Origin of the sequence: Agromyces sp. PvR057 (assembly GCF_040547485.1) — a bacterium.
Classification (GTDB): Bacteria; Actinomycetota; Actinomycetes; order Actinomycetales; family Microbacteriaceae; genus Agromyces.
Map to the genome: position 1 here is coordinate 345,784 of NZ_JBEPPT010000002.1, position 12,719 is coordinate 358,502.

13 protein-coding genes are annotated in these 12,719 nt (G+C 72.0%); 8 read left to right on the forward strand and 5 right to left on the reverse strand.

The genetic code is table 11. The features are described from left to right. Positions 1 to 20: 20 nt before the first annotated feature. The gene (locus ABIC29_RS10815) at positions 21 to 851 is read right to left on the reverse strand and encodes an aldo/keto reductase (RefSeq protein ID WP_116084076.1); all 831 of its coding nucleotides are present in this window, start codon (positions 849 to 851) and stop codon (positions 21 to 23) included. Positions 852 to 918: 67 nt separating this feature from the next. Continuing rightward, a complete protein-coding gene (locus ABIC29_RS10820; protein WP_116084073.1) occupies positions 919 to 2,154 on the reverse strand; it encodes an MFS transporter in 1,236 nt (411 codons plus the stop codon). A 140-nt stretch (positions 2,155 to 2,294) separates the two neighbouring features. Between ABIC29_RS10820 and ABIC29_RS10825 the strand changes: the two genes are divergently transcribed. Next, positions 2,295 to 2,753, forward strand: coding sequence for a MarR family winged helix-turn-helix transcriptional regulator (locus tag ABIC29_RS10825; RefSeq protein ID WP_354245262.1), 459 nt, complete (start codon positions 2,295 to 2,297; stop codon positions 2,751 to 2,753). 247 nt (positions 2,754 to 3,000) lie between these two features. On the opposite strand, the gene ABIC29_RS10830 is transcribed toward ABIC29_RS10825, so the two are convergent. Then, positions 3,001 to 3,417 carry a VOC family protein gene (locus ABIC29_RS10830; protein WP_116084068.1) on the reverse strand — a complete coding sequence of 139 codons (417 nt, stop codon included), beginning with the start codon at positions 3,415 to 3,417 and terminating at the stop codon, positions 3,001 to 3,003. A 157-nt stretch (positions 3,418 to 3,574) separates the two neighbouring features. Between ABIC29_RS10830 and ABIC29_RS10835 the strand changes: the two genes are divergently transcribed. The 6 genes from ABIC29_RS10835 (at position 3,575) to ABIC29_RS10860 (ending at position 7,855) form a co-directional block, all read left to right on the forward strand. Then, the gene (locus tag ABIC29_RS10835; protein WP_116084066.1) at positions 3,575 to 3,976 is read left to right on the forward strand and encodes an ArsR/SmtB family transcription factor; all 402 of its coding nucleotides are present in this window, start codon (positions 3,575 to 3,577) and stop codon (positions 3,974 to 3,976) included. Next, positions 3,973 to 4,458: an SRPBCC family protein gene (locus ABIC29_RS10840; protein WP_116084063.1), complete on the forward strand. Its 486-nt coding sequence runs from the start codon at positions 3,973 to 3,975 to the stop codon at positions 4,456 to 4,458. The genes ABIC29_RS10835 and ABIC29_RS10840 overlap by 4 nt, the downstream gene beginning before the upstream one ends. 78 nt (positions 4,459 to 4,536) lie before the next feature. After that, on the forward strand, positions 4,537 to 4,983 hold the full coding sequence (locus ABIC29_RS10845) for a VOC family protein (RefSeq protein WP_116084060.1): 447 nt from the start codon (positions 4,537 to 4,539) through the stop codon (positions 4,981 to 4,983). A 115-nt stretch (positions 4,984 to 5,098) separates the two neighbouring features. Continuing rightward, positions 5,099 to 5,974 carry a PhzF family phenazine biosynthesis protein gene (locus tag ABIC29_RS10850; protein ID WP_354245267.1) on the forward strand — a complete coding sequence of 292 codons (876 nt, stop codon included), beginning with the start codon at positions 5,099 to 5,101 and terminating at the stop codon, positions 5,972 to 5,974. A gap of 94 nt (positions 5,975 to 6,068) precedes the next feature. Further along, positions 6,069 to 6,671, forward strand: a complete 603-nt coding sequence (locus ABIC29_RS10855) for a hypothetical protein (protein WP_116084055.1) — start codon at positions 6,069 to 6,071, stop codon at positions 6,669 to 6,671. Positions 6,672 to 6,865: 194 nt separating this feature from the next. Continuing rightward, complete coding sequence (locus ABIC29_RS10860) at positions 6,866 to 7,855, forward strand: aldo/keto reductase (RefSeq protein ID WP_116084052.1); 990 nt, start codon at positions 6,866 to 6,868, stop codon at positions 7,853 to 7,855. 30 nt (positions 7,856 to 7,885) lie between these two features. Here the strand turns inward: ABIC29_RS10860 and ABIC29_RS10865 are convergent, their stop codons facing one another. Continuing rightward, entirely contained in the window at positions 7,886 to 10,363 is a 2,478-nt protein-coding gene (locus ABIC29_RS10865) for a phosphoketolase family protein (protein ID WP_116084050.1), read from the reverse strand. 160 nt (positions 10,364 to 10,523) lie between these two features. Here ABIC29_RS10865 and ABIC29_RS10870 point away from each other — a divergent pair, with 160 nt between their 5' ends. Further along, entirely contained in the window at positions 10,524 to 11,444 is a 921-nt protein-coding gene (locus ABIC29_RS10870) for an AEC family transporter (protein WP_116084047.1), read from the forward strand. A gap of 17 nt (positions 11,445 to 11,461) precedes the next feature. On the opposite strand, the gene ABIC29_RS10875 is transcribed toward ABIC29_RS10870, so the two are convergent. Continuing rightward, positions 11,462 to 12,685 (reverse strand): MFS transporter, encoded by a 1,224-nt coding sequence (locus tag ABIC29_RS10875; RefSeq protein ID WP_354245271.1) that lies wholly within the window; start codon positions 12,683 to 12,685, stop codon positions 11,462 to 11,464. Positions 12,686 to 12,719 lie beyond the last annotated feature (34 nt).

Sequence of the window (12,719 nt, forward strand, 5' to 3'; positions counted from 1 at the left end):
CGAGGGTGTGTGGTCGAAGGTCAGGCCGCGTGGAACTCGGCGGGGTGGGGCCCGGTGCGTCCGTCGCGGTCGAGGGCGTCGATCGCGGCGAGCTCGTCGGCGGCGAGCTCGAAGCCGAACACGTCGAAGTTCTCGGCGATGCGTCCGGGCGTGACCGACTTCGGAATGACGATGCGCCCCTCCTGCAGGTGCCACCGCAGCACGACCTGCGCGGGCGTGCGCGCGTGGCGCTCGGCGATCTCGACGACGGATGCCTCGCCGAGCACGGCGCCCTGCGCGAGCGGGCTCCACGCCTCGGTCGCGATGCCGTGGCGGGCGTCGGCCTCGACGACCGCGCGATTCGTCATGGCCGGGTGCAGCTCGACCTGGTTGACGGCGGGCACGACGCCGCTCGCCTCGATGAGGCGGTCGAGGTGCTCGGGTTCGAAGTTCGAGACGCCGATCGCGCGCGTGCGGCCGTCGGCGAGCAGGCGCTCGAGTGCGCGCCACGTGTCGAGGTAGCGACCGCGGTCGGGCGTCGGCCAGTGGATCAGGTACAGGTCGAGCTGCTCGAGCCCGAGCTTCGCGGCGCTCGCGTCGAACGCACGCAGCGTCTCGTCGTAGCCCTGGTCGGAGTTCCAGACCTTGGTCGTGACGAACAGCTCGTCGCGGGCGATGCCCGACTCCGCGAGCGCGCGGCCGACCCCGGCCTCGTTGCCGTAGACGGCCGCCGTGTCGATGCTGCGGTAGCCGACCTCGAGGGCCGTGGTGACGGCTGCGGCGGTCTCGTCGTCTGGCACCTGGAAGACGCCGAAGCCGAGCTGCGGCATCCGCACGCCGTTGTTCAGGGTGATGGTGGGGACGATGGTCATGCTGGGTCCTTCCGGGACGGTTCGGGGTTCGAGGGGCGGGTTCGAGGGGCGGTGTCGAGTGGGCGGTTCAGCGAGCGGAGGTCGCGAGCGAGCCCGTCGCGGTCGTGGGCCGGGCCGCGGCATCCGCTCGGTCCGGCGACGGGGCCGTGGCGCGTGCGGTGGCCCACGCGACGACCATGACGAGGAGGGCGGCCGCGGTGATGATCGCGCCCACCCAGATCGGCGAGGTGTAGCCGAGGCCGGCCGAGATGGCGATGCCGCCGGCGAAGGCGCCGAGCGCGTTGCCGATGTTGAAGGCGGCGATGTTCGCACCCGAGGCGAGCGTGGGTGCCTGGTCGGCGTAGTGCATGACCCGGCTCTGCAGGGCGGGCACCGTGCCGAACCCGAAGCCGCCCATGAGCACGAGGAGCACGATGACGGCCATCGGGGAGGCCGCGAGCCAGGCGAACAGCGCGAGCACGACGACGAGTGCGCCGATGAAGCCGAGCAGCGTGCCGTCGATCGAGCGGTCGGCGAGGCGGCCGCCGATCCAGTTGCCCACCACCAGTCCCGCGCCGAAGAGCACGAGCAGCCATGGCACGTCGGTGGCGGCGAACCCGCTGACCTCGGTGAGCGTGTAGGCGATGTAGGTGAAGGCGCCGAACATGCCGCCGAAGCCGAGCACGGTGACCGTGAGGGAGAGCCAGACCTGTCCGGAGCGGAACGCCCCGAGCTCGCGGCGAAGGCTCGGAGCGGTGTCGTCGGTGCGGGCGTCGGACCGGCTGCTCGGCACGAGCGCGGCGATGCCGATGAGCGCGAGCACGCCGATCGCCGAGATGGCCCAGAACGTGGAGCGCCAGCCGAACTGCTGCCCGAGGAACGTGCCGAACGGCACGCCGAGCACGTTCGCTGCGGTGAGCCCCGTGAACATGATCGCGATGGCGCCGGCCCGCTTCGAGGGGGCGACGAGGTCGGCGGCGACGACCGCGCCGATGCCGAAGAAGGCGCCGTGGCAGAGGGCGGCGAGAATCCGGCCGGCCATCATGGCCTCGTACGTGGGGGCGAGCGCCGACACGGCGTTGCCCGCGATGAAGAGGCCGAGCAGGCCCATGAGCACGGGCTTCCGGGGGAGCCGCGTGGCGGCAGCGGTCAGCCCGACGGCGCCGACGGCGACGGCGAGCGCGTAGCCCGAGATGAACCAGCCGGCCGCGGCCTCCGAGACGCCGAAGTCGGCGGCGAGGTCGGGCAGCAGGCCCATGATGACGAACTCGGTCAGGCCGATGCCGAAGGCCCCGATCGCGAGGGCGAGCAGTCCGAGTGGCATGCGAGGTTCTCCTGTACACTGGGGAAAGTAGTTGCAAGCGCCGACTATTGCGAACGCAGAGTCAATAGTTGCACACGCAATTACCTAGCGCAAGCAACTACTTTGCGACTGGACCGAGCACACGACCTCCGGGAGACGACATGGGCATCGCCGACGACGCGGTCGAGGTGCGCGCGCACGGCTGGCGCACGCTCGCCGCACTGCACGGCCTCATCGAGAGTGAACTCGAGCGGGCGCTCGCGGCATCCGTCGACCTCTCGGTCGTCGAGTACACCGTGCTCGACGCGCTGAATCGTCAAGACGGCTGGCACATGCGCATGCAGCAGCTCGCGCGTGCGACGGCGCTCAGCCCCAGCGCGACCACCCGCCTCGTGAACCGACTCGAAGACCGCTCGCTGCTCACCCGCGTGCTCTGCGCCGACGACCGGCGCGGCATCTACACCGAGCTCACCGCGGCAGGGCGGGCGCTGTACGAGCGCGCACGGCCGATCCATGACGAGACGCTCGAGCGCGTGCTCGCCGACGCGCAGACGCAGCCCGAGCTCGCCCCCGTCGTCGACGCCCTGCACGGCATCGCGCTGCCGGTCGCCGCACGCTGACGCCAGGCGCGGATGCCGCGGCGAGGCCGCCGCGGCATCCGGAACCCGGGCGAACGTCGCCGGTTCAGGACGGTTCCGCCGAGCGCGTCCTGACCGGGGCGCGTCTGCCTGCGCGGCGAACGCCGCTACGCCGTGAATGCCGCTTCGCGGCGAACGCCCGCTACGCCGTGAACGCCCGCTACGCCGTGAACGCCGCCACGCCGTGAACGCCGCTTCGCCGTGAACGCCGCTGCGCGGCGAACGCCCGCTACGCCGCCGCGCCCGAGATGTTGACGAGCCAGCTCGCGCCGAACCGGTCGACGAGCATGCCGAACGCGTCGCCCCACGGCGCGACCTCGAGGGGCTGCTGCACCGTCGCGCCCTCGGCGAGCCGCTCCCAGTAGCCGCGGATCTTCGCGTCGTCGTCGCCCGAGATCGACACCGAGACGCCGGAGATGCCGTGGTACTCCATGTGCTCCGGCACGTCGGCGGCCATGATCGTGAGGCCGTCGGGCGCGTCGATCTGGCCGTGCATGACGAGGTCGGCCTCCGCGGGATTCTGCGACGCCTGGAAGTCGGCGAACGTGCTGACGTTGAGCGTGCCGCCGAAGATCGAGTGGTAGAACTCGAGTGCCTCCCGCGCACTGCCGCGGAAGTTGAGGTACGGGTTGAGCGTGACGGGCATGGCGGTCTCCTGGTCGTCATCGGTCGGGTTCCCCTCGATTCTGCTCCGGATGCCGCGACGACGCGAGGAATTCTCGAAGACCGCTTGACGTGACCGATGCCGGGGCGTACGTTGTAATCAATCAAACAGTTGATCAATGGAATGGTTGGTTACGCGAATGATCCTCGACCCGAGTGCCGACGACCGGCTCGACCGGGCCTTCATGGCCCTGGCCGACCCGGTGCGACGTGGCATCATCGCGAGGCTCAGTCGCGGACCGGCGACCGTGAACGATCTCGCCGCACCGTTCCAGATCACGAAGCAGGCCGTGTCGAAGCACATCCAGGTGCTCGAGCACGCCGGGCTCGTCACGCGGTCGCGCGACGCGCAGCGGCGACCCGTGCACCTCGCGCCGGCGCAGCTCGAGGCCCTCACCGCGTGGATCGACCGCTACCGGTTGATCCACGAGCAGCAGTTCCGTTCGCTGGACGCGCTGCTCGCCACCGACCGCGGCACCGATGCCGCGACCCCCGCGATCGACCAGCCGGTCGATCCCGCACGCAAGGCAGAGGAATCATGACCGACACCACCACCAACCCCGTGACCATCACCGCCCCCGAGGGCCTGCCGTTCATCGACATCGTGCGCGAGTTCGACGCCCCGGTGAGCGCGCTGTTCGAGGCGCACCGCGACCCCGAGCTCGTCAAGCGCTGGCTCGGGCCGAACGGCTACGACATGCAGGTCGAGCGCTGGGACTTCGTCTCGCAGGGCGGCTACCGCTACCTGCATGTCGACCCGGCCGGCGAGGCCTACGCGTTCAACGGCACCTTCCACACCGTGCGCGAGAACGAGTTCGCGATCCAGACCTTCGAGTTCGAGGGGTTCCCCGACGTCGTCGCGGTCGAGGCGATGACCTTCGAAGACCTGGGCGGCGGGCGAACGCGCCTCAGCATCCACTCGACCTACCCGACGGTCGAGGCCCGCGACGGCATGATCGCCTCGAACATGGAGCAGGGCCTGTCCGAGGGCTACCAGCGGCTCGACGGCCTCCTCGCCGCCTGAGTCGCACCCAGGGTCGGATCCGACCCGGAATCCGACCTCGGATCCGACACCGAACCGATCCGGAATCAGGAGCACATCATGGACTGGACCCTCGAAGTCGTCATCGTGCCGGTCGCCGACCTCGGCCGCTCGATCGCCTTCTACCGCGATCAGGTCGGGTTCGACCTCGACCACGAGACCACGAACGAGCACATGCACGTCGCCCAGCTCACGCCGCGCGGCTCCGGCTGCTCGATCGTCATCGGCAACCTGCCGTCGCAGAACGACATGGCACCGGGCTCGCTGCACGGCGTTCAACTCGTCGTCGCCGACGCCGAGGCGGCACGAGCAGAGCTCATCGAGCGCGGCGTCGACGCCGGCCCGATCACCGTCTTCGACGAACGCGACGGCGGCACCTTCTTCGGCTTCGCCGACCCCGACGGCAACACCTGGGCCGTGCAGCAGCTCAAGGCCAGGGCGGCACATCCCCTCATCCCCGTCGAGGCACGGCAGCGGTTCGGCGCCGAGCAGGAGCAGCAGGCCTGACCGACGCCGCAGACGAGCGGATGCCGCGGCGCGAGCCCCACGCATGGGGCGGCCCGCGGCATCCGCTCGTCCGCGCCGTCGCGGCGGCCGACCTCGCGCGTGGGACGATCGAGGGGTGACCACGACGCCCGAGATCCTGCGCTATGCCGCCTTCACCGACCTGCCGACCGGCGGCAACCCGGCCGGCGTGGTGCTCGACGCCTCGGGCCTCGACGACGCGGCGATGCAGCGCATCGCGGCCGAGGTCGACTTCGCCGAGACGGCGTTCGTCACGGGGCGCGACGGCGACGCCTACGCGCTGCGCTACTTCTCGCCGATCGCCGAGGTGCCGTTCTGCGGGCACGCGACCGTCGCGACGGCCGTCGCGCTCGCCGAGCGGTCGGCGACGGGGGCACTGCGGTTCGCCACCCCGGTCGGGCCGATCGAGATCGTGACCACGCGCGGGGCGGACGGCATCACGGCCGCCTTCACGAGCGTCGACACCGACCTGGCCGAGTTCGACGCGCCGACCCTCGAGCGCACGCTCGACCTGCTCGGCCTCGACGCGGGCGCGCTCTCGAGCGTGCTGCCGCCGAGGCTCGCCTTCGCGGGCAACTGGCACCCGGTGCTCGTCGTCGACGATGCGCGCGCGTTCGACGGGTTCGCGTTCGACCCGGCCGAGGCGCGCGCGTTCATGGACGAGCAGGGGTGGCCCGCGACGATCACGGTGCTGCACCCGATCGCGTCGGCGGATGCCGGTGGCCCGCGTCGCTTCGAGGCGCGCAACGTGTTCCCGGTCGGCCGCATCGCCGAGGACCCCGCGACCGGCTCGGCCGCCGCGGCCGTCGGCGGCTACCTGCGGGCGATCGGCGCGGTCGTGCCGCCGGCTCTGGTCGTCATCGAGCAGGGGCGTCACGTCGGCCGACCAGGCGAGCTCGTGGTCGAGATCCCGCCGTCGGGCGGCATCACGGTGAGCGGTCGTGCCGTGCCGATTCCCGACGACGTCGGCTGACCGGAAGACGCGGCCTCGCGATCGGGGTCACATCCGTTCGGGGGCATTGCGCCGCGCGGGCCGGAAGACGATCATGAACCGGGGGGATTACTGCATGGGACGACAAGCTCGGGCGACCTGGATCGACGACGAAGGCGTGGCGGCGGTCACGCTCCACCTCGAGTCGGGTGGACTCCAGGTCTCCGGCGAGCGTCGAGCGCGGCTGCCGAGGGCCGCGCTGACGCAGGTGCAGGCCACCGACGGGGTCGTCTCGTTCGTCGCGCAGGGCGACACGTACCGGTTCCGGCTGGGGGCCGCGGCGTCCGCCTGGGCCGATGCGCTGGCGGCCGAACCGCCCTCCCTCGCCGAGAAGCTCGGCATCGCGGCGGGCCGCACGGTCGCCGTGCGCGGTGAGCTTCCCGTCGCCGAACTCGAGCACGCGCTCGCCGAGGCCACGCGCGTGCCGCCGTTCGAGGCAGAGCTCGTGGTCGTCGTCGTGCGCGACCGCGACGAGCTCGAATCGCTCCCGGTGTGGTTCCGCGAGTGCGGCGTCGCCTCGCCGGTGTGGATCGTGCACGGCAAGGGCCGCAGCACGACGGCCCCCGGCGACACCGTCGTGCGCAGCGCGCTCCGCGAGAGCGGCTGGCGCGACACCAAGGTCAGCGCGATCGCCGACACGTGGTCGGCCACGAGGTTCCATCCGGCCAAGGCCTCCTGAGCCGCCGAAGTCCGGGTGCCCGACCGCTTGAGGTGCGGCCTCGGAGCACCGGCATCGAGCGACGAGCGGATGCCGCGGCGCGGCGTAGGCTCGGAACGCAGCCGCGGCGGCGGAGCCCGAGGCGGCCGGTCGCGGCATCCGCACCCGCGAGCCCGCACCCGCACACCCCGTCACCGCACACCCTGGAGGACTTCATGCAGCGTCGCACCCTCGGCCGTACCGGCCGCTCGGTCTCGGTGATCGGACTCGGCACCTGGCAGCTCGGCGCCGACTGGGGAGACGTCGACGAGGCCGACGCGCTCGCCGTGCTCGACGCGGCGCACGAGGCCGGCGTGACCTTCTTCGACACGGCCGACGTGTACGGCGACGGCCGCAGCGAATCGCTCATCGGCACGTGGCTGCGCGCCAACCCCGACTCGGGCGTCACCGTCGCCACGAAGATGGGCCGGCGCCTGCCGCAGGAGCACGAGAACTACTCGGCCGAGCACTTCCGCGCCTGGATCGACCGGTCGCGCGCGAACCTCGGCGTCGAGACCGTCGACCTCGTGCAGCTGCACTGCCCGCCCACCTCGGTGTACGGCGACGACCGCGTGTTCGACGCCCTCGACGCGCTCGTCGCCGACGGATCGATCGGCGCCTACGGCGTGAGCGTCGAGAAGGTCGAGGAGGCGCTCACCGCGATCGCCCGCCCGAACGTGGCGAGCGTGCAGATCATCCTCAACGCGTTCCGGCTGAAGCCGCTCGACGAGGTGCTGCCCGCCGCGGTCGAGGCCGGCGTCGGCATCATCGCGCGCGTGCCGCTCGCGAGCGGACTGCTCTCGGGGCGGTACACGAACGAGACCGTGTTCGCCGCGAACGACCACCGCACCTTCAACCGCCACGGCGAGGCGTTCGACGTCGGCGAGACCTTCTCGGGCGTCGACTACGAGACCGGCGTGGCCGCCGCGGCCGAGTTCACCGAGCTCGCGCGAGCGGCCGCTCCCGGCGCCACGGCCGCCCAGGTCGCGCTCGCGTGGATCGCCGCCCAGCCCGGCGTCAGCTCGGTGATCCCGGGGGCCCGCAACGTCGACCAGGCGCGCGCGAACGCGGCGGCCGGCTCGCTGGAGCTCCCCCCGTCGCTCGACGCCTCGGTGCACGAGCTCTACGACCGCAGCATCCGGGCGCAGGTGCACGCGCGCTGGTGACCCGGGCGCGCGCAGCCGCCGGGACGCCGCTCAGGACGCGCGGAACACCCACCCGGTGACCCACTCGGGGTCCTCGCCGTGCTCGTAGGCGTGCTCGCGAGCCGCCGCGCGCATGGCGTGCCACTCGTCGGCGAGCTCGGCGACGCCGGGACGCTCGGCGAGCCCTGGCACCCGCTCGATCACGTCGAGCGCGAGCCGGTACCGGTCGAGGTCGTTCAGGTGCAGCATGTCGAACGGCGTGGTCGTCGTGCCCCGCTCGATGAAGCCGCGCACGTGCAGGTTGCGGTGGTTCGTACGCCGGTAGGCGAGCTGGTGCACGAGCGTCGGATACCCGTGGAACGCGAAGATCACGGGTGCCTCGCGGGTGAAGATCGCGTCGAAGGCGTCGTCGTCGAGCCCGTGCGGGTGGCGCGACACGTCCTGCAGGCGCATGAGGTCGACCACGTTGACGACGCGCACGGCGAGCTCGGGCAGGCGTTCGCGCAGCAGCTGGGCGGCCGCGATCGCCTCGATGGTCGGCACGTCGCCTGCGCAGCCGAGCACGACCTCGGGAGCGGATGCGGTGGGGTCGGCCGGGTCGAATCCGGGCTCGTTGCCCGCCCACGCCCACACGCCGAGGCCCGCCTCGACGTGCGCGTCGGCCTCGGCGGCGCCGAGCCACTGCGGCTGCGGCTGCTTGCCGGCGACGACGACGTTGACCCGGTTCGTCGTGGCGAACACGTGCCGCATCACGGCGAGCAGCGTGTTCGCGTCGGGCGGCAGGTACACGCGCACGACCTCGGCCTGCTTGTTGACCACGACGTTCAGGAAGCCGGGGTCCTGGTGCGAGAACCCGTTGTGGTCCTGGCGCCACACATGCGACGAGAGCAGGTAGTTGAGCGACGCGATGTCGCCACGCCACGGCACGTGGCCGGCCGACTCCAGCCATTTCGCGTGCTGGTTGAACATCGAGTCGACGATGTGGATGAACGCCTCGTAGCTCGTGAGGAGCCCGTGGCGCCCGGTGAGCAGGTAGCCCTCGAGCAGGCCCTGCATCAGGTGCTCGCTGAGCGCCTCGATGACCTGACCCGAGCGCGCGAGGTGCTCGTCGAGCGGCTGCAGCTCGCCGGCCCAGGCGCGCGACGTGACCTCGAACACCGCCCCGAGGCGGTTCGACAGCACCTCGTCGGGCCCGAAGAGCCGGGCGTCGTCGGGGTTGGCGCGCAGCAGTTCGGCGAGCCATCGGCCGAACACGGTGGTCGCGGCATCCGTCGCTCCACGGGCCTCGGCTGACACGTCCACCGCGAACGGGGCCGTGTCGGGCAGGGCGAGCGGATGCCGCACGCCGGCGTTCGCGAGCGGCGTGGCGCTCATGCGCTGTTCGCCGCGCGGCCGCAGGCCGGCGAGCTCGGCGACCGGGCGGCCGTCGGCGTCGAACAGCTCCTCTGGCCGGTACGACCGGAGCCAGGCCTCGAGCATCGCGAGGTGCTCCGGGTTCTCGCGCACGCCGGAGAGCGGCACCTGGTGGGCGCGGAACGTGCCCTCGACCTGCACGCCGTCGACGACCTTGGGGCCGGTCCAGCCCTTCGGGGTGCGCAGCACGATCGCCGGCCAGTGCGGTGCGTTGCGGTCGAACGCGCCGGTCGCGACATCCGCCCGGATCGCGTCGATGCGCTCGAGCGCGACATCGACGGCATCGGCGAGGCGCGCGTGCACGAGCGCTGGATCCTCGTCGTCGAAGCCGCCGGTGACGAGCAGCGGCTCGTAGCCGTTGCCGCGGAAGAAGTCGACGAGCTCGGATTCGGGGATGCGCGCGAGCAGGGTCGGGTTCGCGATCTTGTAGCCGTTGAGGTGCAGGATCGGGAGCACCGCGCCGTCGCTGAGGGGGTTGAGGAACGCGTGCCCGCGCCAGCTCGTGGCGAGCGGCCCGGTCTCGGCCTCGCCATCGCCGATGACGCAGGCGACCACGAGCCCCGGATTGTCGAGCGCAGCGCCATAGGCGTGCATGAGCGAGTAGCCGAGCTCGCCGCCCTCGTTGATCGAGCCCGGGGTCTCGGGCGCCGCGTGCGACGGGATGCCGCCGGGGAACGAGAACTGGCGGAAGAGCCGTTGCATGCCGTCGCGGTCGGCCGTGATGTCGGGGAACAGCTCCGAGTAGGTGCCCTCGAGCCAGGTGTTCGCGACCATCGCCGGACCGCCGTGCCCTGGCCCGCACACGTAGAGCATCGGGGTTCCGCGCTCGACGATCGCCCGGTTCAGGTGCGCGTAGACGAGGTTGAGGCCGGGGGAGGTGCCCCAGTGGCCGAGCAGTCGGGGCTTGATGTCGTCGCGCTCGAGCGGACGGTCGAGCAGCGGGTTGCGCATCAGGTAGATCTGCCCGACGCTCAGGTAGTTCGCCGCCCGCCACCACCGGTCGACGAGCTCCAACGGCACGGATGCCGCGTGCCGCCCCCGGGCGTCCGGCTCGGCCCTGCCGGCCCTGCCGCCCCTGTCGTCTCGGTCGTGCGTGTGCTCGTCTGCTCCGGACATCGTCTCCCCGCCCCGTTCGACTCCCGCGTGCGCTTCGAGCCTAGGTCGGGCGCACCGCCCGTGGCCAGCCCGTTCGGCGGGTCCGTGCTCGCGCCGGTCGCGCGGGTAGGGTCGAAGCGATGGATGACGCGCGCAGGCCACCGACGCAGGCGTCGCGCGCGTGATCGGCATCTTCACCGGATTCGCGGTGATCGCCCTCGCGGTCTTCGTCGGCTGGCTCGCGGGCCGTCTCGGCGTGCTCGGTCCGAGCGCCCGCCCGGTGCTCGCACAGCTGAACTTCAACGTGCTCGCGCCGTTCCTGCTGTTCTCGGTGCTCGCGACGGCCGACGTCGGCGCCCTGTTCTCGGTGCTGCTGCCGGTGTCGGCGATCGTCGCGGTCGCGATCATGGGCGTCTTCGCGGTCGTCTCGCTGTTCGTCTGGCGCCGCGGCGCCGCGCGCACCGTGATCGGGTCGCTCTCGTCGGGCTACGTGAACGGCAACAACTTCGGCATCCCGATCGCGGTCTACATGCTCGGGGATGCCGCCTACTCGGCGCCCGTCGTGCTGCTGCAGCTGCTCGTCTTCGTGCCGATCGCGCTCGCCGTGCTCGGGGCGAAGGTCGAGGGGCGCACCTCGGCGCGCATGATCCTGCGCTCGACGTTCGGCAACCCGATCATCATCGGGTCCCTGCTCGGCGTGCTCGTCGCGGTCTCCGGCATCGAGCTGCCGCCGATCGTGCTCGACCCGATCGAGCTCATCGGGCACGCCGCGGTGCCGCTCATGCTCATCGCCTACGGCCTCTCGCTGCACGGCCAGCGCCTGCTGGAGCCGGGCACGGGTCGTCGCGACGTGCTGCTCGCCTCGGCGCTGAAGCTCATCGCGATGCCGCTCGCCGCGTGGGCGCTCGGCCGGTTCGCGTTCGGGCTCGACGGCCTCGACCTCTACGCCGTGACCGTGCTCGCGGCACTGCCGACGGCGCAGAACGTGTTCGTCTTCGCCCAGCGCTACGAGACGGCCGAGATCGTCGCCCGCGACACCGTGTTCATCACCACGATCGGGGCCGTGCCGGTGCTGCTCGCCGTGGCACTGCTGCTCGGCTGACGGTTCGGCGGCCGACGTCAGCCGACGAGCACCGGCACCGGCCGTCGCCTGGCCTGCGCCGCGACCGAGAAGCTGACGACGGCGACGGCGGCGATCACGAGCATGGCGTTGCGGGCGCCGACCTCGCTCGCGAGCAGCCCGAGCAACGGGGGAGCCGCGAGCGAGGAGACCGTCGAGAACGAGGTGACCACGGCCACGCGCGGGCCGGCGTGCGCCGGGTCGTCGGATGCCGCGGAGATCGCGATCGGGTTGCCGAGCGCCGCGCCGCAGCCCCAGAGCAGCACGCCGATCCATGCCGCCGTGAGGTTCGGCGAGAACACGAAGACCAGCACGCCCGTGAAGGTCGCGAGGCCGGAGACGCGCAGCACCGCGACCCGTCCGAAGCGGTCGATGAGGGGCGTGCCGAGGAACCGGAACACGGTCATCGCGGCGACGAACGTGCCGTAGGCGAGCGCGCCGGCGGCCTCGGCGGTCGCGAAGCCGTCGACCACGGCGAGCGACAGCCAGGTCGTCGCCGTGCCCTCGGCGAGCGAGGCCGCGAGCAGCACGACGCCGAGCAGCAGCGTGCGGGGCTCGCGCCAGGCGCCGAGCGCCTGCCCGACCGCACCGCGACGCCGCGCCTTCGTGGCCACGACCGACACCGAGCCGGTCTCGGTCATGATCGGCACGTGCAGCGTGAGCGCCGTGGCCGGCCGGAACAGCGCGAGGCGGATGATCGTGACGGCCGTCAGCACGACGAGGATCTGCACGGTGATCGACACCTGCATGGCCGCGAACGCCGCGCCGACCAGTGCGCCGAGCGCGGCGCCGATCGAGAAGCAGGCGTGGAAGTGCGGGAGGATCGCCCTGCCGATGCGGCGTTCGACCTCGGCGGCGTTCGTGTTGATCGGCACGTTCACGAGCGCGCCGCAGAACCCGTTGACGAACGCGCCCGCGATGAAGAAGCGCACGTCGCCGCTCGCCGTCGCGAAGGCGATCGCGCCGAACCCGACGACGTTGCCGATCGTGCCGCCGAGCAACGCCATGCGGCTGCCGAACCGGGCGACGATGACGCCGATCGTCAGCGCGCCGGCGAGCGAGCCGAGGCCGCCGACGACCAGCAGCCCGCCGAGCTGGGCGGCGTTCACGTCGAGCGCCCCGCGGATCGAGGGCATGCGGCTGAGCCACGAGGACATGACGAGGCCGAACAGCGCGAACTGCACCAGCAGCGACCAGCGGGCGGCCCGCACCTCATTCGACATGGTAAAGAATCCTGCCAGTAATCGATCGGCTTCG

Coding starts and splice junctions, on each gene's coding strand:
- ABIC29_RS10815 (WP_116084076.1), bottom strand. CDS start 851: ATGACCATCGTCCCCACCATCACCCTGAACAACGGCGTGCGGATGCCG.
- ABIC29_RS10820 (WP_116084073.1), bottom strand. CDS start 2,154: ATGCCACTCGGACTGCTCGCCCTCGCGATCGGGGCCTTCGGCATCGGC.
- ABIC29_RS10825 (WP_354245262.1), top strand. CDS start 2,295: ATGGGCATCGCCGACGACGCGGTCGAGGTGCGCGCGCACGGCTGGCGC.
- ABIC29_RS10830 (WP_116084068.1), bottom strand. CDS start 3,417: ATGCCCGTCACGCTCAACCCGTACCTCAACTTCCGCGGCAGTGCGCGG.
- ABIC29_RS10835 (WP_116084066.1), top strand. CDS start 3,575: ATGATCCTCGACCCGAGTGCCGACGACCGGCTCGACCGGGCCTTCATG.
- ABIC29_RS10840 (WP_116084063.1), top strand. CDS start 3,973: ATGACCGACACCACCACCAACCCCGTGACCATCACCGCCCCCGAGGGC.
- ABIC29_RS10845 (WP_116084060.1), top strand. CDS start 4,537: ATGGACTGGACCCTCGAAGTCGTCATCGTGCCGGTCGCCGACCTCGGC.
- ABIC29_RS10855 (WP_116084055.1), top strand. CDS start 6,069: ATGGGACGACAAGCTCGGGCGACCTGGATCGACGACGAAGGCGTGGCG.
- ABIC29_RS10860 (WP_116084052.1), top strand. CDS start 6,866: ATGCAGCGTCGCACCCTCGGCCGTACCGGCCGCTCGGTCTCGGTGATC.
- ABIC29_RS10865 (WP_116084050.1), bottom strand. CDS start 10,363: ATGTCCGGAGCAGACGAGCACACGCACGACCGAGACGACAGGGGCGGC.
- ABIC29_RS10875 (WP_354245271.1), bottom strand. CDS start 12,685: ATGTCGAATGAGGTGCGGGCCGCCCGCTGGTCGCTGCTGGTGCAGTTC.